Here is a 24899-nt window from a genome sequence, read left to right on the forward strand (position 1 = left end):
CGGACACGGCAGGCGGGAAAACCCGGCCTGCCGTTTTTCGTTCCGGCCCGGGCCTGTCTGCCTCTCACAGTGGCAGGTGGGCGGAAAACCCGGCATCCAACGGAGATGACCCGCAAGGCGCGCCCGGCGGAACTTGCCATGTGCTGCAAATCCTGCAACCCTTGCCATGACGGCCATCATGCCCGGCCAGTGGCACTGACAGACGGAGGATGACATGCCCGCGCCCGACCCGAAAATCGTGCTCGACTTCTGGCAGAACGAAGTTGGCCCCGAAGGCTGGTATAGCGGCGGCGAGAAACTCGATGCCGTGATCCGCGAAAGGTTCCTGGACCTTTGGGAGCGGGGGCGCTGCGGCGGGCTGGAGCAATGGCAGACCAGCCCCGAGGGGATGCTGGCCTATATCATCCTGCTCGACCAGTTCCCGCGCAACATGTTCCGCGACGATGCCCGCGCCTATGCCACCGATCAGCTGGCGCGGCAGGTCGCGGAAAAGGCGATCCATCACCGCTGGGATATGCGGCTGCCCGAACCCGTGCGGCAATTCTTCTACCTGCCGCTCATGCATTCCGAGAACCGCACCGACCAGGACCGCTGCGTGCGCCTGATTCTCACGCGGCTGCCCGAAACGGGGGCCGACAACCTGCTGCACGCCCGGGCGCATCGCGCGGTGATCCGGCAGTTCGGGCGCTTTCCCCATCGCAATGCGGTGCTGCGGCGGCGAAGCACCCGCGACGAGCAGGCCTATCTTGCCCAGGGCGGTTACGCCGCCACGGTGAAGGAACTGCGCGAGGCCGCCTGACACAAGGCAGAGCCCCCGCGCCGCCGCCGGTGCGGCCCTTGGGGCGGGCCACCACGCCCGCCCGCCGGTTGGGGAATGGCTTGCGCTCACTCGGTCCGGGGAATAGTTTAATATCAAACCATCCTGACAGGAGGGCCCGTAATGTCGGCCAAATCATTCGACGTGATCGTCATCGGCGCCGGCCCCGGCGGCTATGTGGCGGCCATCCGCGCCGCGCAACTGGGCAAATCGGTCGCCATCGTCGAACGCGAAAATCTGGGCGGCATCTGCCTCAACTGGGGCTGCATCCCGACCAAAGCGCTGCTGCGCTCGGCCGAGGTGTTCCACCTGATGCACCGCGCCAAGGAATACGGGCTGAGCGCCGAGAAGGTGGGCTTCGACCTCGACGCGGTGGTCAAGCGCTCGCGCAAGGTCGCCGGTCAGCTTTCGGGCGGGATCGGCCACCTGATGAAGAAGAACAAGATCACCGTGATCATGGGCGAGGCCACGCTGCCCGCAAAGGGCAAGGTCACGGTCAAGACCGACAAGGGCACCGAGGATCTGACCGCCCCCGCCATCGTGCTGGCCACCGGCGCCCGCGCGCGCGAATTGCCGGGGCTGGAGGCTGACGGAGATCTGGTCTGGACCTACCGCCACGCGTTGCAGGCCGACCGGATGCCGAAAAAGCTGCTGGTCATCGGCTCGGGCGCCATCGGTATCGAGTTCGCCAGCTTCTTCAACACACTGGGCGCCGACACCACGGTTGTCGAGGTGATGGATCGCATCCTGCCGGTGGAGGACGAGGAAATCTCGGCCTTCGCGCGCAAGGCGTTCGAGAAACAGGGCATGAAGATCATGTCCAAGGCCATGGTCAAGAAGCTCGACCGCGCCAAGGGCAAGGTCACGGCCCATATCGAAACCGGCGGCAAGACCGAAACCCATGATTTCGACACCGTGATTTCGGCTGTGGGCATCATCGCCAATACCGAAAACCTCGGGCTTGAGAAACTGGGCGTGAAGGTCGAGCGCGGCTTTGTCGTCACCGACGAATACTGCCGCACCGGGGTCGAGGGGCTTTATGCCATCGGCGATCTGACCAACGGGCCGTGGCTTGCCCACAAGGCCAGCCACGAGGGCGTGATGGTGGCCGAACACATTGCCGGCGGCCACCCGCATGCCGTGGATCCCGACGCCATCGCCGGCTGCACCTATTGCCACCCGCAAGTGGCCAGCGTGGGCCTGACCGAGGCGCAGGCCAAGGAAAAGGGCCTCAAGGTGAAGGTTGGGCGCTTCCCCTTCATCGGCAACGGCAAGGCCATCGCCTTGGGTGAACCCGAGGGGATGATCAAGACCATCTTCGATGAAAAATCCGGTGAACTGCTGGGCGCGCATATGGTCGGCGCCGAGGTGACCGAACTGATCCAGGGCTATGTGATCGGCCGCACGCTCGAAACGACCGAAGCCGAGCTGATGAACACGGTGTTCCCGCACCCGACGCTGTCGGAAATGATGCATGAATCGGTGCTCGACGCCTACGGGCGCGCGCTGCATTTCTGAGGGCGCGATTGCCCGGGGCCCGCACGCACGGCCCCAGGCCGCCACGAAATTGCCCCGCCACCGGCATCGCCGCGCCCGGTTCTTCCCGTTTCATGGCCTCTCGGGGGAACTGGCAAGGCGGCGCTGTCCACGCCGCGGCAATGGAGGGTTGGCATGACACGCCCCATCCCGCAGAAGGCCCGTATCCCCGGCAAGGCCCGCATCCGGCTGCGCCCGCAGCCCGCGGCCACGCGGCCGTTTCCCGGTGCGGCGCCCGGCCAGCGCGGCCCGCGCGATGCCGCAGGCCGGCTGATCTTCACCGACTGGGCCGCGATCTGAGCAGAGAGCCGCGCTGCCCCGGCGCAGCCGCAACTCGAAGGCGCGGCACCTGTCTTCTTCTTGGCAAAAATATCCCCGCCGGAGGCACCGGCGCGGGGCAAGGGCCGCAGGCCCGCCGCGCCGTCCGGCCACTTCCGGCTGCGGCCTGCGCACAGGCTCTGGACCGTGCTGCACACCCGTCCTATACAGCGCCCCATGACACAGCATCGCATCCGGCCCCTGCGAATTACCGGCCCGGCGCTCTGAGCCTCAGAGCCGCCGGGATAAATGGCGCAGCCCCTGCGCGCCGCTTTCGCAACCAGCCCAGACCGACCGGACCCGCCAAAGGACATTCCCTGATGTGTGCCGACCAGCCCGACTATAAAGCCACGCTTTCCCTGCCCGAAACCGAATTCCCCATGCGCGCGGGCCTGCCCGGCCGCGAACCCGCCTGGCTGGAGAAATGGGCGCGCATCGGTATCTACGATCGGCTGCGCGACAAGGCCGCGCGCGGAGCGCGGCCGCTTGGCCCCTTCACGCTGCATGACGGCCCGCCCTATGCCAACGGGCACCTGCATATCGGCCACGCGCTCAACAAGGTGCTGAAAGACATGGTGGTGCGCTCGCGCCAGATGATGGGGCATGACGCGCGCTATGTGCCGGGCTGGGACTGCCACGGCCTGCCCATCGAATGGAAGATCGAGGAACAATACCGCGCCAAGGGGCTCGACAAGGACAAGGTTGACCTCATTGATTTCCGGCAGGAATGCCGCCGCTTCGCCGAAGGCTGGATCGATGTGCAGCGCGACGAGTTCAAGCGCCTGGGCGTCACCGGCAACTGGGAAAACCCCTATCTGACCATGGATTTCCACGCCGAGGCGGTGATCGCCGGGGAGTTCATGAAATTCCTCATGAACGGCACGCTTTACCAGGGCTCGAAGCCCGTGATGTGGTCGCCGGTGGAAAAGACCGCGCTGGCCGAAGCCGAGGTGGAATACCACGACCGCCAGACCGAAGCGGTGTGGGTGAAGTTTCCGGTGGTTGGTTTGACGCTTTCAGGAAGTGAGTCTGAGGCGGTTGATATGCGCCGCAAAGAAATGGAGGAGCTTCCGAGCGCTTTTGTCCTCATCTGGACCACCACGCCTTGGACGATCCCGCAGAACCGCGCCATCGCCTTCAACCCCGATATTGCCTACGCGCTCTACCGCGTCACCGACGCGCCCGAGGAAAACTGGGCAAAGACGGGCGAGACTTTCCTCATGGCCGAGAAACTGGCCGAGGATGTTTTCGGTGCCGCACGGGTCGAAGCGTTCGAGAAATTGCGCACGGTTAGCGCCGACGAACTGGCCGCGCTGACCTGCGCGCACCCGCTGCGCGGCCTCGACGGCGCGCAGCGAGAATGGGATTACGATGTTCCGCTCCTGCCCGGTGAGCATGTGACCGACGATGCCGGCACCGGCTTTGTCCACACCGCGCCCAGCCACGGCGATGATGACTATGCGTTGGGGCGCGCGCATGGGCTGGAGATGACCCATAACATCCTCGACGATTCCTCCTTCCGCGCCGATCTGCCGTTCTTCGGGGGCGAGCGGGTGGTGCGCGAAAACGGCAAGCCCGGCGGCGCCAACAAGGCGGTGATCGAGAAGCTGAAGGAGGCCGGCGCGCTGATCGCCATGAAGCGCCTCACCATCTCGGACGCGCATAGCTGGCGCTCCAAGGCGCCGGTGATCCGGCTCAATCGCCCGCAATGGTTCGCGGCCATCGACCGCGAGCTCGACGACGGGCTGGACGGCCCGACCGGCCAGCGCACCATCCGCACCCGCGCGCTGACCTCGATCGACAAGCTGGTGCAATGGACGCCGCAAACCGGCCGCAACCGGCTTTACAGCATGATCGAGGCGCGTCCCGACTGGGTGCTTTCGCGCCAGCGCGCCTGGGGTGTGCCGCTCACCTGTTTTGTAAAGAAAGAGGCGCAACCCACTGATTCCGATTTCCTTCTCAAGGACGAGCGAGTCAACGAACGAATCGCCGAGGCGTTCGAGGCGGGCGGCGCCGATGTCTGGTACAAGCCCGATTTCAAGGCCGAGGTGCTCGATGGGCTGCACGACCCTGACGCCTATGAGCAGGTTTTTGATATCCTTGATGTGTGGTTCGATTCCGGCTCCACCCACGCCTTCGTGCTGCGCGACCGCGCAGACGGCACCGAGGACGGCATTGCCGATCTCTACCTCGAGGGCACCGACCAGCATCGCGGCTGGTTCCATTCTTCGATGTTGCAGGCCTGCGCGACCAAGGGGCGCGCGCCCTATCGCGGCGTGCTGACCCATGGCTTCACGCTCGACGAAAAGGGCATGAAGATGTCCAAATCGCTGGGCAACACGGTCGCGCCCGAGGATGTGACCAAACAGTATGGCGCCGATATCCTGCGGCTCTGGGTGGCGCAGTCCGATTACACGGCCGATCTGCGCATCGGCCCCGAGATCCTGAAAGGCGTGGCCGACAGCTATCGCCGGCTGCGCAACACGCTGCGCTTCATGCTGGGCAATCTGGCCGGGTTTGATGAGGCCGAGCGTGTCGCGCCCGCCGATATGCCCGAGCTGGAGCGCTGGGTGCTGCACCGGCTGGCCGAACTGGACGCGGAAGTGCGCAAGGGCTATGCGGCCTATGATTTCCAGGGCGTGTTCCAGAAGCTCTTTCACTTCTGCACAGGCGATCTTTCGGCCTTCTATTTCGATATCCGCAAGGACGCGCTTTACTGCGATGCGCCGGACAGCCAGCGCCGCCGCGCCGCGCGCACCGTGCTTGACCTGCTGTTCCATCGGCTGACCACCTGGCTCGCGCCGGTGCTGGTCTTCACCATGGAAGATGTGTGGGAGGCGCGCTTCCCCGACCCGGACGACTCGGTGCACCTGCACGACATGCCCGAAACGCCGGACGAATGGCGCGCCCCCGAGCTTGCGTCGAAATGGGCTGATATCCGGAAGGCGCGCCGCGTGGTGACCGCCGCGCTCGAAGTGCAGCGCCGCGACAAGGTGATCGGCGCCAGCCTGGAGGCCGCGCCGCGCGTGCATTTGGCCGATGCGGCGGTGCTGGCCGCGCTGGAAACGGTCGATTTCGCCGATCTCTGCATCACGTCGGGCGTGACGCTCAGCGGTGACCCCGCTCCGAAGGACGCCTTCGAACTGGCTGAAATCACGGGCGTCGCCGTGGTGTTCGACCGCGCAAGGGGCGAGAAATGCCAACGCTGCTGGAAGATCCTGCCCGATGTAGGCCAACACAGCCACCCGGCGACCTGCGCACGCTGCAGCAGCGCCCTGGGCTGAGAGCCACCCGGCCCGCGCGCCAGAGGTTCGTGCGCGGGGTTCCCGTGGCCGGCGGCGCATGCCTTCGGCGAGGATATTTTCGCCAAAGAGAAGGGGCTGGGGCGGCAACAGGCGGGCGGCGGGATCGCCTGCGCGCGCCTGTTCATTCTTCTTGGAAATAAATATCCATACACGGCTTCAGCCGGTGTGCCGGTCAGATGCCGGGCGCGGCGGTTGCCGGGGGCGCGGGCCAGAGCCGTGAGGCGGCTTGCCCGGGGCGGGTGATGCCCATCTGTTTCATGTTGGTGATCAGGTCCTCGCGCAGCACATGCACCAGATGCGGGGCGCCCCTCGGCCCCATCGCCCCCAGCGCGTAATGCCAGCCGCGCCCGAGCATGACGTAATCGGCCCCCAGCGCGAAGGCGCGGAGCATGTCGAGGCCCGTCTCGAGCCCGCCGTCGAAGATCAGCGGGTAATCGGGCCCGACCGCGGCGCGGATGCCCGCCAGCACGTCGATCGACCCCGGCGCGCCGTCGAACTGGCGCCCTGCATGGTTGGAGACCCATACGGCATCGATCCCTTCTCGGCGGGCGCGGGTGGCGACATCGGCCTCCATGACCCCCTTGATGACGAGCGGGCCGTCCCATTCCTCGCGCACGCGGGCCAGATAATCCCAGTCGGGCGCGTCGCGCAGCAAGTAGCCCACATGCGCGGTCGAGGAGGTCGGTCCCTCGGCCTTCATGTAGCTTTCCATCATCTTAAGGCGGGGGCGGCCCACGCGCAGCGTGCCCAGCGCCCAGGCCGGGCAGCGCGCGATCTGCAGCAGCATCCCCGGGGTCAGCCGTGGCGGCAGGGTGAGTTTAGCGCGCAACTGTCGCTCGCGCCGGCTGGGGCCGGGCAGATCGACGGTGACAACCAGCGTGTGAAACCCGGCCGCACGCGCGCGGCGAAGGATGTCGCGGCGGATATCGCCACTCTTGGGGGTGTAGAGCTGGAACCAGCCCTGTGCGCCCACATGGGGCCCGACATCCTCGGGCGTGCGGGTGGCCACGTTGGAGAGGCAATAGACCATGCCCGCTTCGCTGGCGGCTTCTGCCAGGGCGATCTCGGCGCCGGGCCACATCAGCCCCGACATGCCCACCGGCGCCACGCCGAAGGGCAGGGCATGGTCCTGGCCCAGCAGCCTTGTGCCCAGATCCGGAGTGATCGGCCCGCGCAGGGCGGCGGGCAGGAACATGAGCCGCTCAAGCGCCTCGCGGTTGCGGTGCTTGGTGGTCTCATTGCCGGTGGCGCTATCGACATATTCCCACACGAAATACGGGATGCGCCGCTTGCAGGCGGCTTTCATGTCGCTCAGGGCGGGGAAGGTAAGGTCAAGATCCATGGCGCTGTTATAAGCGATGCAGCGGGTTGGGGAAGGGGGGGCGCGCCGCGGCGTCAGTCTTTTGCAAGACAGAGATGCGCGCCCGTTACCGAAGGGGCGGGTGGCGCGGGCTGATCGCCCGAGCTTCACGGGACATGGCGGGAGCAAGGCTCTGGCCCCTGGCCGGACACGCTGTGCAAGGCCGCGCGCCCATGGCTGGCGGGGGCCTGCGGCGCGGATATTTTCATCACAGTGAAGGTGTGGGGACGCCACGGCGCGGGCGGATTGCCCGGAGGCTGGCCGTCTTGCCGCCGGGGCGTGCGCGGGGGCGGTGGTGCGCTTCGCCGCGCGGGGGTGGCCTTGACCTTGCCGGAATGCGCGCCCACTGTGGCGGCGAATCCCGCTTGCCGGAGGCTTCGCGATGCCTGCGCCCCTGACTGCCCGTGAAATTCTCGAAAAGCTGGTGGCTTTTCCCACGGTCAGCCGCGACAGCAACCTGGCGCTGATCGACTGGGTGGAGGGGTATCTGGACGATCTTGGCGTGCAGGCCCGCCGCGTGCCCAATGCCCGGGGCGACAAGGCCAGTCTTTATGCGCATGTCGGGCCCGAGGCCGAAGGGGGCGTGGTGCTTTCGGGCCATACCGATGTGGTGCCGGTAGATGGGCAGGCGTGGACGACCGACCCCTGGCGGCTGAGCGAACGCGGCGGGCGGCTTTACGGGCGCGGCAGTTGCGACATGAAGGGCTTTGTCGCACTGGCGCTGGCGGCGGTGCCGCAGGCGCTGCAGGTGCGGCTGAATCGTCCGCTGCAACTGGCGCTCAGCCATGACGAGGAAATCGGCTGTGTCGCGGTGAAAGACCTGATCGCGGAAATGACCGCCAAGCTGCCGCGCGCCGATGCGGTGATCGTGGGCGAGCCGTCGATGATGCAGGTGGTGTCGGGGCACAAGGGGGGCACCGGCTATCAGGTGCATGTGCGCGGGGTTGAGGTGCATTCGTCGATCCTGCACCGGGGAGTGAGCGCGGTGATGCAGGCCGCGCGGCTGATCGACTGGGCCAACCGGCAGAATGCCGCCGGGGCCGCGCGCGCGCCGGGGCCGCTGACTGCGCCCTTCGACCCGCCCTGGACCACGCTGCATGTGGGCACCATCGCCGGCGGCACCGCGGGCAACATCACCGCCGGCGCGTGCCGTTTCACCATCGAGTTCCGCGTCGTGCCCGGCGAGTCGGTCGAGGACTGGACCACCGCCTTCGAGGCCCGCGTGGCCGAGATCGAGGCCGAGATGCAGGCCATCCATCCCGCCGCCCGCATCGTGCTTGAACGCTATTACGCGCTGCCGCCCCTGGAGCCCGAGCCGGCTGGGGCCGCCGAGGCGCTGGCGCGCAGGCTGACGGGTGACAACGCCGCCCGTGCGGTCAGCTACGGCACCGAGGGCGGGCAGTTTCAGCGGCACGGGTTTTCGACCGTAATCTGTGGCCCCGGTGATATTGCCCAGGCCCATCAGGCCGATGAATATATCAGCCTCGCCCAGTTCGATGCCGGGCAGGCATTCATGGGCCGCCTTGTGGAGTCGCTGCGCGCGTGAGTGTGTTTCCCTTTTCCAGCAAGCTGCCGGTCAGCCACCCTGGCCCGCCACCCACGCAGGCCGACGTGGTGGTGATCGGTGCTGGCATCATCGGGGTGATGACCGCCTGGTATCTTGCCCGGCGCGGTTTCAGCGTGGTGATCTGCGAGAAAGGGCGCGTGGCGGCTGAGCAATCTTCGCGCAACTGGGGCTGGATTCGCCAGCAGGGCCGCGATCCGCATGAATTGCCGATCATGATGGAAGCCACCCGACTGTGGCCGGAGCTCGAGGCCGAATGCGGCGAAGACATCGGATACCGCCGCTGCGGGGTGCTTTACCTGGCCGGCAGCGAAAGCGAGATGGCGGCTTACGAGCACTGGCTCGAAACGGCACAGGCCCATGATCTGGAGACACGGCTTGTGGGCCGGGCAGAGATTGCCCGGATGATGCCGCAGGCCGCCGCGCTGTGGAAAGGGGGGCTTCACACTCCCGGCGACGCCTGCGCCGAACCCTGGCTTGCCGTGCCCGCGCTGGCGCGAGCTGCGGCGCGGCGCGGTGTGCCGATCGTCGAGAATTGCGCGGTGCGCGGGCTCGACCTGCGCGCCGGGCGTGTGGCGGCCGTGGTGACCGAGCAGGGGCGTATCGCCTGCGATCATGTGGTGCTGGCGGGGGGGGCGTGGTCGGCGCTGTTTTTGCGCAACCTCGGGGTCATGCTGCCGCAGCTTTCGGTGCTGGCCACGGCGGCCGCTACCGCGGCGCTGCCGCGCGTGTTCGATGGCGCCGCGGCCGAGGCCCGCTTTGCCCTGCGGCGCCGGCAGGATGGCGGCTATACCATCGCGCCGGGCGGGGTGCATGATCTGCTTCTGGGGCCGGATGCCTTCCGCCATTTCACCCGCTACATGCCGCAGTTGCGCAGCGATCCCCTGGCGACACGGCTCAAGCCCTTCGCGCCGCGCGGCTATCCCGACGGCTGGCGCACGCCGCGGGGCTGGAACCTGGATGCGCGCAGCCCATTCGAGGACATGCGCGTGCTCAACCCCGACCCGAACCGCCGCAGCCTCGCCCGGATTGTCGAGCGCTTCGCTGAGGTCTTCCCGACCCTGGGGCGCCCGGGGTTACGCATGGCCTGGGGCGGCATGATCGACACCATGCCCGACCTGCTGCCGGTGATCGACCGTGTGCATCAGGTGCCGGGGCTGGTTGTCGCCACCGGGATGAGCGGCCACGGTTTCGGCATCGGCCCGGCTATCGGCCGCGTGGTGGCCGAGATGGTGGCTGGCAACCCGGTGGGCCATGACCTGCACCGCTTTCGCCTGTCGCGCTTCTTCGACGGCTCGCGCATCGTGCCCAGCCCCGCGATCTGACCGGCGCGCCGGCTGAAGCCGCGCATGGATATTTATTTCCAAGAAGAAGGAACAGCCGTGCGCAGACGATCCCGCCGCCCGCCTGTTTCCGCCATGCCCTTCACTGTGACGAAAATATCCTCGCCGAAGGCATCGACAGGCCTCTCCGCCGGCCTGTCGATATGACGGATGCAGGCGCGTCGCTCAAAGGTTGCAGGGGCCTGGTCCGAATAAGGCGCACCGCTTCGCACTCCGGTTCGTCGGCCCGGCGGCTCAGAAAGGCACGTCGCCTGCGCGTTCTGCCGCCACCAGATACTGCGCGATCACATGCTTCTCGCCCGCCTTGTCGAAGGCGACCCGCAGCTTGTCGCCATCCACCCCGGTGACATGCCCGTAGCCGAACTTCGCGTGAAAGACGCGCTCGCCCTCGCCGAAGGCCGACGGTTCCTCGGCACTGCGGGCGCGGGCCGGGCGGGCGGCCGAGGCCGGAGCGACCCGCGCGCCGCCATGGGCCTGCAGGCGTTTCCAGCCGGGCGAGTTGTAGACATCGGCGCGCGCCGCGCGGGTTTCCAGCGTGCCGCTATCGGGCTCTTCCGTGCCGTTGCGGCCGGCAAAACCGCTCACCCGGCCGCCAAGCCCGCCATAAAGCCCCGGCGGGGTTAGCACCTCGACATGCCTGACGGGCAATTCATCGACAAAGCGCGACGGCAGCTGCGATTGCCATTGCCCGTAGACTCGCCGGTTCGCGGCAAACGAGATCGTGCAGATTTCCTCCGCCCGGGTGATGCCGACATAGGCGAGGCGCCGCTCTTCCTCCAGCCCCTTGAGCCCGCTTTCATCCATCGAGCGCTGCGAGGGGAACAGCCCATCCTCCCAGCCGGGCAGGAAAACGACGGGAAATTCAAGCCCCTTGGCCCCGTGCAGCGTCATGATCGAGACTTTCTCACCCGCGGCGTCGGTCTCGTTATCCATGATCAGCGCGACATGTTCCAGGAAACCCTGAAGATTGTCGAACTGTTCCAGTGCCTTGACCAGTTCCTTGAGGTTTTCCAGCCGGCCCGGCGCGTCGGGGGATTTGTCATTTTGCCAATGCGCGGTATAGCCGGATTCGTCGAGAATGCGCTCGGCCAGCTCGATATGGTTGCGCGGGGCTCCGCCGCCAGTGCCCGCAGCCTCGGGGGCGATGATCTCGATCAGGTCGTCGTCGTCCGGTGTCCCGGGTGTGGTCAGACCTCCCGGACCCAGCCCGGCCATGGCGCGCACAGACTCGTGCCAGCGGGTGATCCCGTCGATCAGGGTGCGCAACTCGCGCGCGGCCTTGCCGCTCAGCCCGCCCGAATCGAGCAGCCGGCGCGCGCCTTCGGTCAGCGGCACATCGGCCGCGCGCGCGGCAGTCTGGATCTTTTGCTGCGCCTTGTCGCCCAAGCCCCGTTTGGGCGTGTTCACCACCCGCTCGAAGGCAAGGTCATCGCCCGGGCTGACGGCAAGGCGGAAATAAGCCATGGCGTCGCGGATCTCCATCCGCTCATAGAAGCGCGGCCCGCCGATCACGCGGTAGGGCAGGCCGATCGACAGGAAACGATCCTCGAAGGCGCGCATCTGGTGGCTGGCGCGCACCAGAATGGCCATCTGGTCCAGCCCGAAGGGCGTGTGCCCGCGCGTGCCCCGTTGCAGCGCCTCGATCTCTTCGCCGATCCAGCGGGCTTCTTCCTCGCCGTCCCAATGGCCGACCAGGCGCACGCGCTCGCCGCCTTCGGCCTCGGTCCAGAGCGTCTTGCCCAGCCGCCCCGCGTTGGCGGCGATCAGGCTGCCGGCGGCGGCCAGGATATGCGGGGTGGAGCGGTAATTCTGTTCCAGCCGCACCACCTGCGCGCCGGGAAAATCCTGCTCGAACCGCAGGATGTTGCCCACCTCGGCCCCGCGCCAGCCATAGATCGACTGGTCGTCATCGCCCACGCAGCAGATGTTGCGATGCGCCCCGGCCAGCAGCCGTAGCCACAGATATTGCGCGACATTGGTGTCCTGGTATTCGTCTACCAGGATATGGCGAAAGCGGCGCTGATACTGCTCCAGCACGTCGGGGTGGGTCTGGAAGATCGTCACCACATGCAGCAGCAGGTCGCCGAAATCCACCGCGTTGAGCGCCCTGAGCCGCGCCTGATAGGCCGCATACAGCGCCGGACCCCGCCCGTCGAAGGCGTCGGCCTCGCCGGCGGGCAGGGTCTCGGGCCGCCAGGCGCGGTTCTTCCAGTTGTCGATTATTCCGGCCAGGTGGCGGGCGGGCCAGCGCTTTTCGTCGATGCCGGCGGCGCTGATCTCCTGCTTGAGCAGTCGGATCTGGTCATCGGTGTCGAGAATGGTGAACCCTGGCTGCAGCCCGGCCAGCTCGGCATGGCGGCGCAGCAGCTTCACCCCGATGGCGTGGAACGTGCCCAGCCAAGGCAGCCCCTCCACCGATTGGCCCAGAAGCTGCGCGACGCGCTCCTTCATCTCGCGCGCGGCCTTGTTGGTGAAGGTCACGGCCAGAATCTCGTGCGGCCGCGCCCGCCCCATGTTGAGCAGATGCGCGATCCGGCAGGTCAGCGCCCTTGTCTTGCCGGTGCCCGCGCCCGCCAGCATCAGCACCGGGCCGTCCAGCGCCTCGACCGCGGCGCGCTGCGCGGGGTTCAGCCCGTCCAGATAGGGCGCCGGGCGCGCCGCCATCGCCTGTTGCGAAAGCGGCAGCGCGGCGGCGTCAAAGGCGTCGTGATCGTCGAATTCGTTCATGCGTGCACCCTAGCCCGGACAGGGGCAGGAGAAAAGGGTTGTTCGCAGAATGTTCCTGCGCGCGCAAGCGGTCATGCGCCGGCCGCATCGCGGGCAGGTTCAGGGCGGTAACAGGCGCGTTTCGAAAAATGAGCGCGACCCCGACACCTTGCGGGGCGGGGGGCGATTGGCCGCGCGTCAGCGCGGCCCGATCATCATCACCATCTGCCGGCCTTCTAGCTTGGGCATGTTCTCGACCTTGCCGATCTCGGCCACGTCATCGGCTACACGGTTGAGCAGCTCGAGCCCCAGCTTCTGGTGCGCCATCTCGCGGCCGCGAAAACGCAGCGTGACCTTGACCTTGTCGCCGCCTTCCAGAAAGCGGATCACATTGCGCATCTTGACGTCATAGTCATGGACATCGGTCCCGGGGCGGAACTTGACTTCCTTGACCTCGATGGTCTTCTGCTTCTTGCGGGCTTCGGCCTCACGCTTCTGCTGTTCGTACTTGAACTTGCCGAAGTCCATGATCTTGCAGACCGGCGGCGTGGCGTTTGGCGAGATCTCGACCAGGTCGAGCCCGATTTCAACAGCCATTGCGAGCGCGTCTTCCGGAGTGCGCACGCCAAGGTTTTCCCCTTCGGCGCCAATCAGGCGGATCTCGGGGGCACGGATTCGATCGTTCACGCGGGGGCCAGTGTCACGGGTTGGCGGCGCGTTATGAGGTCTGCGGGCTATGGGAGCGGTTCCTTCTGCAATGACAGGTATTTGTCGGCGGAGGTGACGATAGACGGGCCGCCGGGGCGTTTCAAGGTGATTCAGGGCGCGCGGCGGGGCAATCGGCAGTGTTAGGTGCCCGCCGGGGGCGCCCGGGGTGGCAAGGATCGGCCAGGACGGCGCATTTGCGGGGCAATGGGTTGCCTGCCGGTTGAAACCTGTCAGAAGGGGGCCAACCTTGTAGGATGAAAAGAAAACGCGAGATTTGGCATGAACAGAAATCTGACGGTTGTAGTCGTGGTGGTCCTTCTGGCGGCAGGGGGGTATCTGCTGCTGGCCGACCGTTCCGGGGTTGAGGTGGACACGCTCGATCCCGCCGCGGTCGAGACCCCCGAGCCGCTTGACCCCGAGGAAACGCCCGAACCGCTGGATCTTGGTCCGGATCAGGATGCCGAGCCAGCCCCCGAAGACACCCAAGGCACCGGGGAAGATGAGGCCACTGCTCCCGGCGGCCTGGCCGAAGAGGTGGTGCGCGAGGCGCTGGAAAGTGACGGTGCCGAAACCCCTGATGCCCTGTCGGATCAAGCTGCAGACGTGATCGACGAGGTGCTCGAATCGGGCGATGCCGCAGGTGACGCGGCAACCGAGGCTGCCGAAAGGGCGATCCGCGAAGCGATGGAATCCGCCGAAGACGGCGTGAGCGACACCGAAGCCGCCGCGCGCGAGGCGATCGCCGATATTGCCCGCGATTCCGGCGTCGCCCCCGTGGACGATCCGGAGGCCCAGGAACAGGCCGCGGGCCTTGTCCGGGACGAGGCCGATATGGCCCATGCCGCCCGGCAGCAGACTGATGAGGCCTCCGAACAGGCCGTGCTTGCCGCCGCCGAGGCTGTGCAGGCTGCGCTTGAGGGCGATGCCGAGGCCGCCGAACGTGCCGCCGACACCTCCGCAAACGCCGCCGCCGAGGCCGCGCGCGCGGCCTCCGATAGCGCCGAGGCGGCCGAACGTGCCATGACCAATGCCGGGGTCGCCGGGGATGAGGAAGCGCAGGCGCGCGCCCAAGCGGCCCTGCGCGCCGCCGAAGAGGCCGCAGCCGCCGCTGACAGCGCGATGCAATGGTCGTCGATTGCTGCCGGCGCGGTGGCCGATGCCATTCTGGGCGCCGCGCCGGATCAGGCCATCGTCGACGAGTTGCTCACGCAGGGCCGCATCCGCCTGCCGCAGGAGAACGAGTAGAAATTTCCCGACGGGCATGACCAGGGCTGGGCCGCAGACAGGCCGCAGACAGGCCGTTGCCGGGCGGCAGCCTGGCTTGCAATCGCGTCAGGGCACAGCCCCTTCACTGTGAGGGAAATATCCTCGGGGGGTCCGGGGGGCAGACAGCCCCCCGGCTTTCCCGCGGCGCGCACGCGGCGCATCCATCCGGTTTCTTGCTAAAGCGCCGGCCTGGTGCAGTGCCCTGTCCCGGCGCGATTTTCGGGCCGTCGGGCAGCTTGGCCCGGCTTGACATTGCCCGGCCGTTCAGCCGCGCGCGGTCTGGCCTTCTTCGCAGAACATGTCGTAGAGCAGTTCGATCACCCGGCGCGACTTCGTGTCGCTCAGTGAGTAATAGATCGCCTTGCCCTCGCGCCGTGTCTCCACCAGCCCTTCCAGCCGCAACCGCGCAAGCTGCTGGCTGACGGCGGCCTGCCGCGCGCCAAGGAGTTGCTCGAGTTCGGTCACCGATTTCTCGCCCGACGCCAGGTGGCACAGAATCATCAGCCGCCCTTCATGCGCCAGCGCCTTGAGAAAGGCGCAGGCCGTCTCGGCGTTTTGCGACATTTCGTCGAAGGGCACGGATGGTTCGTGCTTCTCCATCAGTTCATCAGCGTTGAGCGCCATGATCCGACCTTTCCTGACAGTGCCGGGCCGTGGGCGAAACCAGCCCCCCGGTCACGGGTAAAGCGCCTGCGGGCGCCGGTGCCGCCATGCCACGGCGGAAAATCACATTCCGTTAGTTTAATGTGTTTCATGCGATATTCAAGGCCCGCCTTGCTCTTCCCCGTGCCGTTTCCGGTGCCGGTCTTCACATCGCCGCCGAAACCTGGCCGTAATCACCGCCCGAAAAGACCAGCGGTGCACCGTTTCGCTGGCTGGCCCGCAGCACCCGACCGACCACGATGGCATGATCTCCACCATCATAGGTTGAGTAAAGCGCGCAGTCAAAGCGGGCGAGGACATCGGGCAGCACGGGCACCCCTTCCGGCGTATGCTCGGGCGAAAGGTCGTCGAACAGCCCCGCGCCACGGGCAAAGCGGTGCGACAGCGCGCGCTGCTCGGCCGCCAGCACGTGGATGGCGAAATGCGCGGCCCCGGCAAACAGCGCGAAGCGCCCCGACGCCCGCGCCGGGCACCACAGCACCAAGGGCGGATCGAGCGACACCGAGGTGAAGCTGTTGACGGTGATGCCCACCGGCCCCGCGGGCGCCGCCGTAGTCACGACCGTCACGCCGGTGACAAAGCGCCCCAGCGCCTGGCGGAACAGTCGGGCGTTTTCTGCATCCGGGGCAAAGCTATGCACGTTGTCTTCCTTGTGTCTTCCTTGTGTCTTGCGATGCGCGGGGCGTCAGCCTTCCATGCGCTCCAGTTCGTCGATCATGTCCGAGATCATGTTCAACCCCTTGTCCCAGAAGGCCGGGTCCGAAGCATCGAGTCCGAAGGGCGCAAGCAGCTCCTTGTGATGTTTCGATCCCCCCGCGCGCAGCATCTCGAAGTATTTTTCCTGAAAGCCCGCGCCGCTTTCCTCGTAGACCGCATAAAGGGCGTTCACCAGCCCGTCGCCGAAGGCATAGGCATAGACATAGAAGGGCGAATGCACGAAATGCGGGATATAGGCCCAGAAGCTTTCATACCCGTCCATGAAGTTGAACACCGGACCGAGGCTTTCGGCCTGCACGCTCATCCACAGCGCGTTGATGTCGTCGGGCGTCAATTCGCCTTCCCGCCGCGCGGCATGCAGCTTGCACTCGAAATCGTAAAACGCGATCTGGCGCACCACGGTGTTGATCATGTCCTCGACCTTGCCGGCCAGCAGGGTCTTGCGCTCGGCATCGGATTTCGCATTGGCCAGCAGCCGGCGGAAGGTCAGCATCTCGCCGAACACGCTGGCGGTTTCAGCCAGCGTCAGCGGGGTGGAGCTGAGCAACTCGCCCTGTCCTGCGGCCAGCACCTGATGCACGCCGTGGCCCAGCTCATGCGCCAGCGTCATCACGTCGCGCGGTTTGCCCATGTAGTTTAGCATGATGTAGGGGTGCACCTCGGTCACCGTGGGGTGGGCGAAGGCGCCCGGCGCCTTGCCGGGCTTGACGCCCGCGTCGATCCAGCCGCGTTCGAAAAAGGGCGTGGCGATCTCGGCCAACTTCGGGTCGAACTCGGCATAGGCGTTCATCACCGTTTCGCGCGCCTCGTCCCACTGGATGGTGCGCGGCGGCTCGATCGGCAGCGGCGCGTTGCGGTCCCAGACTTCCAGCTTCTCCAGCCCCATCCAGCGCGCCTTGAGCGCATAGTAGCGGTGCGAAAGCTTTGGATAGGCGGCGACCACCGCATCGCGTAACGCCTGCACCACCTCGGGTTCGACATGGTTGGCGATGTGGCGCGCGGTCTGCGGTGTGGGCATCGTGCGCCAGCGGTCCTCGATCTCCTTTTCCTTGGCCAGCGTGTTGTGGACACGGGCGAAAAGGCGGATATTGGCGCCGAACACCCGCGCCAGCGCCTGCGCGCCGGCTTCGCGGCGGTCGCGCATGGGGTCGGTCAGCAGATTGAGCGTGGCTTCCAGGCCGAATGGCTCTTCCTCGCCGTCGATGTCGAATTCCAGCCCCGCCATGGTCTCGTCGAAGAGCCGGTTCCAGGCCGCCGCGCCCACGGTGGACTGATCGTGCAGGAATTTCTCCAACTCGTCCGACAGCTGATAAGGCCGCATCGCGCGCATCCGGTCAAAGATGGGCTTGTAACGTGCCAGATCGGCACTGGCGTCGAAATGCTCCGCGAGCACCTCGTCGGGGAGGCGGTTCACCTCAAGCTGGAAGAACACCAGGGGCGTGGTGTAACCCGTGATCCTGTCCTGCATGTCGGCCATGAACTTGGCGCGCGCGGCATCAGTGGTGTTCTGGTAATAGCGCAGCCCGGCATAGGACATCAGCCGCCCCAGCAGTGTCTCGATCGCCTCGTAACGGCGCACGCAGTCCAGCATCCCCGCGGCATCGAGCGTGGCAAGCCGGCCTTCGTAATCGGCAGCGAAGGCGGCGCAATCGGCTTCGGCCCGTTGCAGATCCTGCGCGATCTGCGGCGCGTCCGGCGCAGGGTAGAGATCGCTCAGATCCCAATCGGGCAGGTCGCCATAGGCGCCACCGCGGCGCTCGGCATCGAAGACGGGGCGGGGAAGCATGGGCATGCGCGGTCCTTCCTGAATGTGGTGTTGTCTCACATATGCCCCGCGCGGGGGGCGAGGCAAGGCATTGCCGGGTTTCCCGTGGCGCCCGGTTTCAGAGCTGGCTGCCGGATAAGCCCCGAAGCCGCTTTTTCGCCCCTGCAAAGCAGGGAAATTGTTTCATACTGCGCCAGTCAGGCCTTGGCCCGGGCGGCTGGAGTATGTCGCGTTCAATCGAACTTGCGTCGAGCTTCGAACAGAGGGCATGCGCCCGCCCGAAGGGCGCGTGGATGCGCCCGCCGGATGATAACCGGCATGCGCCTCAGGTCAGGAATATTCCGGCCACCACCATGATGAGCCCCAGCGCCGAAACCGCCAGCGCGCCGAGGTTGATCGCCACGGCCCGTTGCAACCGTGCGCGCAATTCGTCATCGCCCAGCCCGGCGCTGCGGGCTTTCAGCGCATAGACGACACACCAGCCCAGCCCGGCCACGCCGCAAAGCGTCAGCAACGCCCCTGCCCAGATCAGCCATTCCATCGCTTGCCGCGTCCTTCATCCGCCTTCTGCCCGTCCGGGCAGGTATCCATCTTGTGCCCGTCCGGGCACGGACCTAATCCAGCCCACCCCCGCTGACAAGCGCAAGCCTGCCAAAGCGGCCTTGAACAGCCCCTCCGGGCCGAGTAGCAGAAGCAAAACCCTATCACACGAGAGGCCCAGATGAGCGACCCCGTCAGCGACGCCGCCTATAACGTGACCGCCGAGGAACTGCGCCAGTTCATCGAGCGTTACGAATCCCTCGAAGCCGAAAAGAAAGACATCGCCGACCAGCAGAAGGAAGTCATGGCCGAGGCCAAGGGGCGCGGCTATGACACCAAGGTCATGCGCAAGGTGATCGCGCTGCGCAAACGCCAGCCCGACGAGATTGCCGAGGAAGAGGCCGTGCTGGAAATGTACAAGAGCGCCCTGGGCATGAGCTGAGCGCGCCGGTCGGGGCAGAGGCAGCGCAGGGGCAGGGGCAGGGGCCTGGCGCGGGCTTCAGCCCAGGAAGGTCACGCCTTCGGTCCCTGCGATGACCGCGCAATCCGCCTCGTAGGCTTCGCTCAGCGCGGTGACATGCTCTTCCGACCAGCCGGGCAGGTCCAGTTCGACCTCAAGCTCGTCTTCGTGGGCGAACTTGTCGAGAAAGGCGGCGACGATGCGCTGCCGCTGCCCGGCCGTCACCGGCGGGTTGGCGTCCAGGTATGCCTTCAGCCGTTTCTCGCCCTCGGGGCGCATCAGCCCGTGCAGCCGGTCATGCTCGCCCGTCAGGGGCGGCGCATCGGCCTCGAGCCCCGCCACCGCCTGCATCACCTCGGGCCAGATCAGGGGCGTGTCCTCGTCACACCAGACGGTCAGCGGGATTCCCGGATTGGCCTCGCGCAGCCGCGCCACCAGATCCGACCAGCGCAGCTGCATCGGATCGGTGCCTTGCATCATGCCTTCATAGGTCTCGGCACCGACCCGCGCACGCACCGCGGGCAGGAAGGCAGCCGGATTGCGAATGCCCAGGAAGAAGGCGCAGTCCGCCTCGGGAAACAGCCGTGCGAAAAGTGGCGTCTTGCGCGCCGCGCGCGGATAGATCAGGCCGTTGCCGAACACCGCATTGGTTGCGCCAAGAAAGGTCTCGCTCGACAGGACGATCCGTCGGGGCGCGTCATGGTCGGTGATCGCATCGAGAAGCGTCTGCTGCATCTCCGGCGGGGCATCCGCGCCCTGAAGGTTGCGCAGCGTCTCGCCCAGGATCGGGCGATAGCGCCCCGGCGCGGGCACGATGATCCCCTCGCCGGCCAGCCGGTCATGGTTCTTGCGCAGCGATCTGACAAGCTGGTCCTCGTCGGTGCACAAGGCCCCCATGTGAAACGCCAGTTGCATCCGTATCGTCCCCCGCTGCGCGAGGTCGTCCCGCCCCGCCTGCTACGCAGCCTAAGCCCTTGCCCCCGCGCGGGCAACCCGGCCCGCGCCACCAAGCCCCCGCGCGGGCAATCCGGTCCGCGACGCCGCACCGCTTGTCCGTCTTGACGGTGAAGGGCGAACGCGGATAAGGGAGGGCGTTCTTCGCGCACGGCCTGTCGGCCCCCTTCGGCCAGACCGGCCCGGCCCGCGAACTGCCGGATTAGCTCAGCTGGTAGAGCAGCGGTTTTGTAAACCGAAGGTCGGGGGTTCGAGTCCCTCATCCGGCACCATTCCTGCGCCCTTGGCCGCGCGCGCCTGTCCAACGCCTTGCACCGCCCCCGCCCGCCGCCTAGAGTTGTTTGGCAATTGCGATGCCGCGGCGTGCCGGCCGGCCTGCCACAAGGCAGGTATCCGCCGCGCGGGATCGTACAGAGGCAAGGCCGGATCGCACAGGCAGGACAAGGCAGCATGAGTGGCAAGACAACGCCCGAACAGACATCGCCCGCGCGCCTGACCTTCGGCGAGAAATTCCGCCTGCAGACCTGGCTGATGGGGATCATCGCCTTCGGCATCATGCTCTACATGCTGATGCAGGCGAAGTTCGTGCTGATCTCGCTGGCCATCGCGATAATCCTGTTCAGCCTTACGGCCGATGCGATCAACTCGATCGCGCGGATGCGGATCGGCTCCTTCCGGGTGACGAACTGGCTGGCCAGCGTGTTCGCGGTGCTTCTGATCTCGTCGCTGCTGCTGGCGCTTTCGGCGCTGGTGCTGTCGCAGCTCAACACGGTGCTCAGCACCACGGTCAATTATGCCGAGCAGGCGCAGTTCGCGATCGCCGAGCTGTTCAGCTTCATGGGCGAGGATGTCGAACAGGCGGTCCTTGCCACCGTGCGCTCGATCGAGATCACCGGCTATCTGCGCACCGCGGCGGGGCAGGCGGGCAACCTGCTTTCGGCGGTGGTGCTGATCATCCTGTTCGTGGCTTTCCTGTTCGCCGAACGGGTGTGGTTCTCGACCAAGCTGGTCAACCTTCTGGGCGACTCGCGCCAGGCCGACCGGGTGGGGCGGATCATCGGCTCGATCGTGCGCAACGTGAACTACTACCTGCTGGTCAAGACCTTCGTGAGCGCGGTGACGGGCCTGATGGTCTTTTTCGTCTGCTCGCTCTTTTCGCTCGAGTTTGCCGGGGCGATGGGCATACTGACCTTCATGCTCAACTATATTCCCAACCTCGGGTCGATCATCGCCACGGTGGTGGTGGCGCTGGTGGCCTTCGTGCAGGAGGCCGATCCGTCGCTGGCGCTGCTGGTCTTTGTCTCGGTGGGGGTGCTGCAATTTCTGGTCGGCAACGTGATCGACCCGATGCTGATGGGCCGTGCGCTGCGGCTGTCCTCGTTCGGGATCATCATTTCGCTGGCATTCTGGGGGCTGGTCTGGGGCGTGCCAGGTATGTTCCTGGCGGTGCCGATCATGGTGGGGTTGATGATCGTCTGCTCGCACATCCCGCAACTGCGGCCGGTGGCGATCCTGCTTTCGCGCGAGGGGCTGCCCGAGACCGAAATGTTCGTCCCGCAGGAGCCCGAGCCACCGCAGAACATTTCCGCGCCGCGGCAGAGGGCGCCCCGCGCGCCCGATGCTGCGGGCGACACGGGGGGCGATACCCGCGCCTGAGCCGCGCGCGCGGCTCAGGCGCTTGACGCTGCCGCCGTGCCATGCAGCATGTGCCCATGAACCAGCCCGGCCAGCCTCCCCAACCCGAATTGCCCGCCTCGATCGACGCCGTTGCCGGGATGCTCGCCGCGCAGGGCTATGTCAGCGACCGCGCGCTTGCCACTGTGGTCTTTCTGGCGCTGCGTCTGGGCCGGCCGCTGTTTCTGGAAGGCGAGGCCGGCACCGGCAAGACCGAGATCGCCAAGACCATCGCCGCCGCGCTGGGCCGGCGGCTGATCCGTCTGCAATGCTACGAGGGGCTCGATTCGGCCAGCGCCGTCTATGAATGGAACTTCGCCGAGCAGATGATCGCCATCCGCACCGCCGAAGCTGCGGGCGGCGCCGACCGCGACAGCCTGCGCAAGGAACTCTTCAGCGAGGAATTCCTGATCTCGCGCCCCCTGCTCGAAGCGATGCGTCCGCAACCCGGCGGCCCCCCGGTTCTGCTGATCGACGAGGTCGATCGCACCGACGAGCCGTTCGAGGCCTTCCTGCTCGAGGCGCTCTCCGATTTCCAGGTGACGATTCCCGAGCTTGGCCCCGAACAAAGCCCGGTGCGCGCGCCGGCGCCGCCGATCGTCATCCTGACCTCGAACCGCACCCGCGAAGTGCATGACGCGCTCAAGCGGCGCTGCCTGTATCACTGGGTCGATTACCCCGATTTCGAACGCGAGATGGCGATCCTGCGCGCCCGCGTGCCCGAGGCGCCCATGCGGCTTTCGCGCGAGGTGGTGGCCTTCGTGCAGCGGCTGCGCGACGAGGACCTGTTCAAGAAACCCGGCGTCGCCGAAAGCATCGACTGGGCGAAATGCCTGCTGGCGCTGGATTCCGTCGCGCTCAGCCCTGAGGTGATCGCCGACACGCTGGGCGCGGTGCTCAAGTATCAGGATGACCTCCGCAGGCTGGAAGGCCCCGAGGCCGCGCGCCTGCTGGACGCGGTGCGGCGCGATCTGGACGGGGCGTGAGAATGCCGCTTCTTCTTGGCCCAAATATCCATTCGACCGCGCGGCCGGGTGCAAGGTCAGGTGTTGCTCGTGATCTGTTTCATTCCGCCCGGGCCGCAAGCGGCCCGGGCATGCGCCCGCCCGCCCCACAGGCGGGCGCATTCGCGCCCACCTCGGGCGGTCGCATGCCCTCGGTTCGGGGCGAAAAGATTTCGACTGCACGCGGCGCGCTGTAACAGCAGGGAGGTGCTGTGATGCGGTTCCTAGGTGAAGAGGCCATATCCGCCCCAACACGGACAACCGCACGCTCCGTCCTCAGCGTTAGCGGCGTGCTCGCAATGATCCTCATGGGCTGGATCAATCTTGATGAGTTCGCAGCCTTCGGGGTGACAATTCAAGGAGAGCGCGTCGAGTCAGTGGTCAGCGCTGTGTTGCTGTTTCTGGTCGTTTCGCATGTCATCCAGTGGCGCGGGGATTACCTGAGCTATCGCGGCTGGAATGTGATCGGCCGACAGCCCGCGTCGATGAGGTCTATTGAAGGCACCAAGGAGCAGACGAAGCTTGATGCGATAGCAGAGGACAGCAGAGAAGTCGCCGAAAAAGACGCCGTGACGAAGGCAGGTCTGGTGCAGATGCAAAGTTATCTGGACCGCATGAGACGCGAAATGACGGCTTTTGCGAGCTTCGCCTGGTTCTACGTCTGGATCTGGTATCTTGCCTTTCCGCTGGTCGCTGCGGTTGGCGTGCTGGTCTGGTGGCTTTATGCCTGACCAAGTCACGCCCGACCTGCCCGAAGAGGGCAGGCTTATGGCGAACATCGCCCATTTTGCCCGCGCCCTGCGCCGGGCCGGGCTGGGGGTGGGGCCGGACCGGGTGCAAAAGGCGGTCGAGGCGGTGGCGCTGGCGGGGTTCACGGCGCGGGCCGATTTCTACTGGGTGCTGCACGCCTGCTTCGTCTCGCGGCCCGAGGAGCGTGAAACCTTCGATCAGGTGTTCGGGATGTTCTGGCGTGACCCGCGCTTTCTGGAGCAGATGATGCCGCCCGGGCCGCCAGCAATGCACGGGCCGCAGGAGCGGGCCGCCGCCCGTCCCGCCGAGCGCCGCGCCGCCGAGGCGCTGCTGGGCAACCTGCCGCCCGCGGCGGCGGGCGAGGAAGAGTTGGAACTGGAAATCGAGGCCGATGCCAGCGGCACGACCTCGGGGCAGGAGCGATTGCGCCGGCTGGATTTCGCGGCGATGAGCGCGCGGGAGTTGGCCGAGGCGCGCGCGGCCCTCGCGCGCCTGACGCTGCCGGTGCGGCCCTTGCCCTCGCGGCGCCTTGCGCCCGATCCGCTGGGCCGCCGCGCCGACTGGAGCCGCACCCTGCGTCTGGCGATGCGCCGCGGCGGCGAGGTTGCGCGGCTGGAGAGGCGCAAACCTCGCCCCCGCTGGCCCGACCTGGTGGTGCTGTGCGATATCTCCGGCTCCATGTCGGCCTATAGCCGGGTGATCCTGCATTTCCTGCATGTGCTGAGCAACCGCGCCGTGCGCGCGGGCAGCAAGCGCACCGGCTGGCGGCGGGTGCACGGCTTCACCTTCGGCACAAGGCTGACCAACATCACCCGGCACATGCGCGCGCGCGATGTCGATGCCGCGCTGGCCGCCGCCGGGGCCGAGGTGCAGGACTGGGAAGGCGGCACCAGGATCGGGGCCTGCCTGCGCAGCTTCAACCGCGACTGGTCGCGCAGGGTGCTGGGGCCGGGGGCGGTGGTGATCCTGATCACCGACGGGCTGGAACGCGACCCGCCCGCGCGCCTGGCCGCCGAGATGGAGCGGCTGCACCTGTCGGCGCGGCGCGTGATCTGGGTCAACCCGCTTCTGCGCTGGGAGGGCTTCGCCCCGCGCGCCGCCGGTATTCGCGCGATGCTGCCGCATGTGGACAGCTTCCGCGCCGGCCATAACATCGATTCGCTGGCGGCGCTGGCCGGGGTGATCGCCAGCAGCCGCGACACGGGCGAGAAACCGCGCCTGATGCGACTGCTTGCAGGGAAAGGTAGCTGACGGCGCGCCGGGGGGCTGTCTGCCCCCCGGACCCCCCGAGGATATTTCTTTCACAGTGAAGGGGCGGTCCGGGCCGGGCGGATAAGCTGGCCGATGCGCGGGCGGCGAGCCGGCAAGCCGGGAAGGGGTTGCCGCGGGCTGCATTTGGCTTTCTTCTGTGCAAAGGGTGGCTGCCGGTGGGTGACGGGAGAAGGGGAC

Annotated in this window: 20 protein-coding genes and 1 tRNA gene; 13 read left to right on the forward strand and 8 right to left on the reverse strand. The window is 66.9% G+C overall.

What is annotated here, in order from left to right:
• Positions 1–214 precede the first annotated feature (214 nt).
• From DQ229_RS01065 to ileS, 4 genes are all read left to right on the forward strand, one after another.
• Positions 215–799, forward strand: a complete 585-nt coding sequence (locus DQ229_RS01065; protein WP_114964422.1) for a DUF924 family protein — start codon at positions 215–217, stop codon at positions 797–799.
• 141 nt (positions 800–940) lie between these two features.
• Positions 941–2335 (forward strand): dihydrolipoyl dehydrogenase, encoded by a 1395-nt coding sequence (gene lpdA / locus DQ229_RS01070; RefSeq protein ID WP_114964423.1) that lies wholly within the window; start codon positions 941–943, stop codon positions 2333–2335.
• 153 nt (positions 2336–2488) lie between these two features.
• Entirely contained in the window at positions 2489–2653 is a 165-nt protein-coding gene (locus DQ229_RS16205) for a hypothetical protein (RefSeq protein ID WP_155326408.1), read from the forward strand.
• 338 nt (positions 2654–2991) lie between these two features.
• Positions 2992–5955 carry an isoleucine--tRNA ligase gene (gene ileS, locus DQ229_RS01075; protein WP_114964424.1) on the forward strand — a complete coding sequence of 988 codons (2964 nt, stop codon included), beginning with the start codon at positions 2992–2994 and terminating at the stop codon, positions 5953–5955.
• Positions 5956–6148: 193 nt separating this feature from the next.
• Here the strand turns inward: ileS and DQ229_RS01080 are convergent, their stop codons facing one another.
• Positions 6149–7318 carry an alpha-hydroxy acid oxidase gene (locus tag DQ229_RS01080; RefSeq protein ID WP_114964425.1) on the reverse strand — a complete coding sequence of 390 codons (1170 nt, stop codon included), beginning with the start codon at positions 7316–7318 and terminating at the stop codon, positions 6149–6151.
• A 400-nt stretch (positions 7319–7718) separates the two neighbouring features.
• Between DQ229_RS01080 and argE the strand changes: the two genes are divergently transcribed.
• On the forward strand, positions 7719–8882 hold the full coding sequence (gene argE, locus DQ229_RS01085; protein ID WP_114964426.1) for an acetylornithine deacetylase: 1164 nt from the start codon (positions 7719–7721) through the stop codon (positions 8880–8882).
• A complete protein-coding gene (locus tag DQ229_RS01090; RefSeq protein WP_114964427.1) occupies positions 8879–10225 on the forward strand; it encodes an NAD(P)/FAD-dependent oxidoreductase in 1347 nt (448 codons plus the stop codon). The genes argE and DQ229_RS01090 overlap by 4 nt, the downstream gene beginning before the upstream one ends.
• Before the next feature lie 252 nt (positions 10226–10477).
• On the opposite strand, the gene DQ229_RS01095 is transcribed toward DQ229_RS01090, so the two are convergent.
• Positions 10478–12970 carry an ATP-dependent helicase gene (locus tag DQ229_RS01095; RefSeq protein ID WP_114964428.1) on the reverse strand — a complete coding sequence of 831 codons (2493 nt, stop codon included), beginning with the start codon at positions 12968–12970 and terminating at the stop codon, positions 10478–10480.
• A 177-nt stretch (positions 12971–13147) separates the two neighbouring features.
• Positions 13148–13636: a translation initiation factor IF-3 gene (gene infC, locus DQ229_RS01100; RefSeq protein WP_238380906.1), complete on the reverse strand. Its 489-nt coding sequence runs from the start codon at positions 13634–13636 to the stop codon at positions 13148–13150.
• A 300-nt stretch (positions 13637–13936) separates the two neighbouring features.
• On the opposite strand from infC, the gene DQ229_RS01105 reads away from it, so the two are divergent.
• Complete coding sequence (locus tag DQ229_RS01105) at positions 13937–14902, forward strand: hypothetical protein (protein ID WP_162300709.1); 966 nt, start codon at positions 13937–13939, stop codon at positions 14900–14902.
• A gap of 285 nt (positions 14903–15187) precedes the next feature.
• Here DQ229_RS01105 and DQ229_RS01110 read toward each other — a convergent pair whose 3' ends face one another.
• The 4 genes from DQ229_RS01110 to DQ229_RS01125 all read right to left on the reverse strand — a co-directional run bounded on the left by DQ229_RS01110 (position 15188) and on the right by DQ229_RS01125 (position 18609).
• Entirely contained in the window at positions 15188–15547 is a 360-nt protein-coding gene (locus DQ229_RS01110; protein ID WP_420796848.1) for an ArsR/SmtB family transcription factor, read from the reverse strand.
• A gap of 184 nt (positions 15548–15731) precedes the next feature.
• Entirely contained in the window at positions 15732–16226 is a 495-nt protein-coding gene (locus tag DQ229_RS01115; protein WP_114964430.1) for a flavin reductase family protein, read from the reverse strand.
• Between the two features lie 45 nt (positions 16227–16271).
• Positions 16272–18095, reverse strand: a complete 1824-nt coding sequence (locus tag DQ229_RS01120; protein ID WP_114964431.1) for a M3 family oligoendopeptidase — start codon at positions 18093–18095, stop codon at positions 16272–16274.
• Between the two features lie 298 nt (positions 18096–18393).
• Positions 18394–18609, reverse strand: a complete 216-nt coding sequence (locus DQ229_RS01125; RefSeq protein WP_114964432.1) for a hypothetical protein — start codon at positions 18607–18609, stop codon at positions 18394–18396.
• Positions 18610–18789: 180 nt separating this feature from the next.
• On the opposite strand from DQ229_RS01125, the gene DQ229_RS01130 reads away from it, so the two are divergent.
• A complete protein-coding gene (locus DQ229_RS01130) occupies positions 18790–19050 on the forward strand; it encodes a DUF2312 domain-containing protein (protein ID WP_114964433.1) in 261 nt (86 codons plus the stop codon).
• Positions 19051–19107: 57 nt separating this feature from the next.
• Here the strand turns inward: DQ229_RS01130 and DQ229_RS01135 are convergent, their stop codons facing one another.
• Positions 19108–19983 carry a hypothetical protein gene (locus DQ229_RS01135; protein ID WP_155326410.1) on the reverse strand — a complete coding sequence of 292 codons (876 nt, stop codon included), beginning with the start codon at positions 19981–19983 and terminating at the stop codon, positions 19108–19110.
• Positions 19984–20218: 235 nt separating this feature from the next.
• On the opposite strand from DQ229_RS01135, the gene DQ229_RS01140 reads away from it, so the two are divergent.
• From DQ229_RS01140 to DQ229_RS01160, 5 genes are all read left to right on the forward strand, one after another.
• A tRNA-Thr gene (locus DQ229_RS01140) sits at positions 20219–20294 on the forward strand.
• 259 nt (positions 20295–20553) lie between these two features.
• The gene (locus DQ229_RS01145; RefSeq protein WP_114964483.1) at positions 20554–21678 is read left to right on the forward strand and encodes an AI-2E family transporter; all 1125 of its coding nucleotides are present in this window, start codon (positions 20554–20556) and stop codon (positions 21676–21678) included.
• A gap of 41 nt (positions 21679–21719) precedes the next feature.
• Positions 21720–22682, forward strand: a complete 963-nt coding sequence (locus tag DQ229_RS01150) for an AAA family ATPase (protein WP_238380907.1) — start codon at positions 21720–21722, stop codon at positions 22680–22682.
• A gap of 326 nt (positions 22683–23008) precedes the next feature.
• Positions 23009–23431: a hypothetical protein gene (locus DQ229_RS01155; RefSeq protein WP_155326411.1), complete on the forward strand. Its 423-nt coding sequence runs from the start codon at positions 23009–23011 to the stop codon at positions 23429–23431.
• The gene (locus DQ229_RS01160; protein WP_114964436.1) at positions 23424–24701 is read left to right on the forward strand and encodes a vWA domain-containing protein; all 1278 of its coding nucleotides are present in this window, start codon (positions 23424–23426) and stop codon (positions 24699–24701) included. The genes DQ229_RS01155 and DQ229_RS01160 overlap by 8 nt, the downstream gene beginning before the upstream one ends.
• Positions 24702–24899 lie beyond the last annotated feature (198 nt).

It is taken from the genome of Alkalilacustris brevis (assembly GCF_003350345.1).
GTDB classification, from domain to species: Bacteria; Pseudomonadota; Alphaproteobacteria; order Rhodobacterales; family Rhodobacteraceae; genus Alkalilacustris; species Alkalilacustris brevis.

Bases quoted from the DNA above. Each gene is read 5' to 3' on its own strand.
- DQ229_RS01135 (WP_155326410.1), bottom strand. From the start codon at position 19,983: ATGCAACTGGCGTTTCACATGGGGGCCTTGTGCACCGACGAGGACCAG.
- DQ229_RS01150 (WP_238380907.1), top strand. From the start codon at position 21,720: ATGCAGCATGTGCCCATGAACCAGCCCGGCCAGCCTCCCCAACCCGAA.
- DQ229_RS01110 (WP_420796848.1), bottom strand. From the start codon at position 15,547: ATGGCGCTCAACGCTGATGAACTGATGGAGAAGCACGAACCATCCGTG.
- DQ229_RS01160 (WP_114964436.1), top strand. From the start codon at position 23,424: ATGCCTGACCAAGTCACGCCCGACCTGCCCGAAGAGGGCAGGCTTATG.
- DQ229_RS01155 (WP_155326411.1), top strand. From the start codon at position 23,009: ATGGGCTGGATCAATCTTGATGAGTTCGCAGCCTTCGGGGTGACAATT.
- DQ229_RS16205 (WP_155326408.1), top strand. From the start codon at position 2,489: ATGACACGCCCCATCCCGCAGAAGGCCCGTATCCCCGGCAAGGCCCGC.
- DQ229_RS01125 (WP_114964432.1), bottom strand. From the start codon at position 18,609: ATGGAATGGCTGATCTGGGCAGGGGCGTTGCTGACGCTTTGCGGCGTG.
- DQ229_RS01080 (WP_114964425.1), bottom strand. From the start codon at position 7,318: ATGGATCTTGACCTTACCTTCCCCGCCCTGAGCGACATGAAAGCCGCC.
- DQ229_RS01145 (WP_114964483.1), top strand. From the start codon at position 20,554: ATGGGGATCATCGCCTTCGGCATCATGCTCTACATGCTGATGCAGGCG.
- DQ229_RS01130 (WP_114964433.1), top strand. From the start codon at position 18,790: ATGAGCGACCCCGTCAGCGACGCCGCCTATAACGTGACCGCCGAGGAA.
- DQ229_RS01105 (WP_162300709.1), top strand. From the start codon at position 13,937: ATGAACAGAAATCTGACGGTTGTAGTCGTGGTGGTCCTTCTGGCGGCA.
- DQ229_RS01095 (WP_114964428.1), bottom strand. From the start codon at position 12,970: ATGAACGAATTCGACGATCACGACGCCTTTGACGCCGCCGCGCTGCCG.
- ileS (WP_114964424.1), top strand. From the start codon at position 2,992: ATGTGTGCCGACCAGCCCGACTATAAAGCCACGCTTTCCCTGCCCGAA.
- DQ229_RS01120 (WP_114964431.1), bottom strand. From the start codon at position 18,095: ATGCCCATGCTTCCCCGCCCCGTCTTCGATGCCGAGCGCCGCGGTGGC.
- lpdA (WP_114964423.1), top strand. From the start codon at position 941: ATGTCGGCCAAATCATTCGACGTGATCGTCATCGGCGCCGGCCCCGGC.
- argE (WP_114964426.1), top strand. From the start codon at position 7,719: ATGCCTGCGCCCCTGACTGCCCGTGAAATTCTCGAAAAGCTGGTGGCT.
- DQ229_RS01065 (WP_114964422.1), top strand. From the start codon at position 215: ATGCCCGCGCCCGACCCGAAAATCGTGCTCGACTTCTGGCAGAACGAA.